1 pseudogene is annotated in these 686 nt (G+C 64.6%); it reads right to left on the minus strand.

What is annotated here, in order from left to right:
- A pseudogene (locus NL1_RS35940) lies at positions 1 to 686 on the minus strand (4Fe-4S dicluster domain-containing protein); the annotation flags it as partial.

Genomic DNA, 686 nt, shown 5'->3' on the forward strand with positions numbered 1-686 from the left:
CACCGGGACCTGGAAGTCGAGTTCGTTGATCCAGTTGAGGCGGTCCTTGGCGTTCTGGCCCCAGGGGTTGCCCTTGTTCTCCAGGTTCTTGAACAGACCGGCCAGCTCGGAGGGGAACTCCGACTCGATGAGCACCTGGTAGCGGCGCATGTCGATGATGTGGTCGACGTGCTCGATATCGACCGGGCACTGCTCCACACACGCGCCGCAGGTGGTGCACGACCACAGCACCTCGGGATCGATGATGCCGTTGACGTCCTCACCACCGACCAGCGGACGCTCGCCTCGGCCCTGGCGGTTTCGGAGATCTTGGCCAGCGCGGCCTCGTTCGGGTTGCCCTCGGCATCGACCAGCCCGGCCTCGTCGCCACCGGTGTCCTTGCGGCCACCGGCCAGCAGATACGGCGCCTTGGCGTAGGTGTGGTCACGCAGCGACATGATCAGCAGCTTCGGCGAGAGCGGCTTACCGGTATTCCACGCCGGGCACTGCGACTGGCAGCGACCACACTCGGTGCAGGTGGTGAAGTCGAGAATGCCCTTCCACGAGAAGTCCTCGATCCGGCCCGCACCCAGGGTGTCGGTGTCGGGGTCGACGTTCTCCATGTCGAGAACCTTGCCGTTGGAAATCATCGGCTTGGCCGCACCCAGCGCGACGCCGCCGTCGTCCTCACGCTTGAAATAGATGTT

This window comes from Nocardia lijiangensis NBRC 108240 (assembly GCF_001613045.1).
Classification (GTDB): Bacteria; Actinomycetota; Actinomycetes; order Mycobacteriales; family Mycobacteriaceae; genus Nocardia; species Nocardia lijiangensis.